Genomic DNA, 559 nt, shown 5'->3' with positions numbered 1-559 from the left:
GCTGACCGTCGAGCAAGACCCGCTGGGTGCGGTGACAGCCTATCAGTACGACGAAGCCGGACGCTTGGTGGCGCTGTTTCCGGGGGATGACGAGCCGACGTCCTACGAGCATGACAACGGTTTCGTACGAGTTGTCAGGCGTGGCGAGGCGGTCTGGAAATATGAGCGTAATGACCAGGGCGATGTTACGCGTAGGACTGATCCTGACGGGCAGGTCACAGACTACAGCTACAACAAACGCGGGCAGTTAACCGGAGTTTGGTACGCCGATCACAGTTGTCATCGGCTGGTGTGGAACGAACGTGGGCAGTTGCTTGAGGAGCAATTGCCCAATGGCGCGATCAAGCGTTATCGCTATGACGATCTGGGGCGGCAGGTTGCCCGTGAGGATGAATACGGGGCGCTGACCCGTTACGAATGGGACGCCGTAGGACGTCTGCTGAAACTGACGCAGCCTGGCGGCGCTTGCCGGGAATTGAGCTACAACCCCTACGGCAAAATCATCGCCGAGCGCGATGAACTCGGCCACGTCACCCGCTACGAATACGAAGGCGGCCTG

General features: G+C 59.6%; 1 pseudogene. It reads left to right on the top strand.

The window, feature by feature from the left end:
• Positions 1-559 (top strand): annotated as a pseudogene (locus tag KVH01_RS29460) (type IV secretion protein Rhs); the annotation flags it as partial.

This window comes from Pseudomonas khavaziana, from assembly GCF_019145205.1.
Classification (GTDB): Bacteria; Pseudomonadota; Gammaproteobacteria; order Pseudomonadales; family Pseudomonadaceae; genus Aquipseudomonas; species Aquipseudomonas khavaziana.
This window is presented reverse-complemented; position numbering and strand designations above follow the sequence as displayed.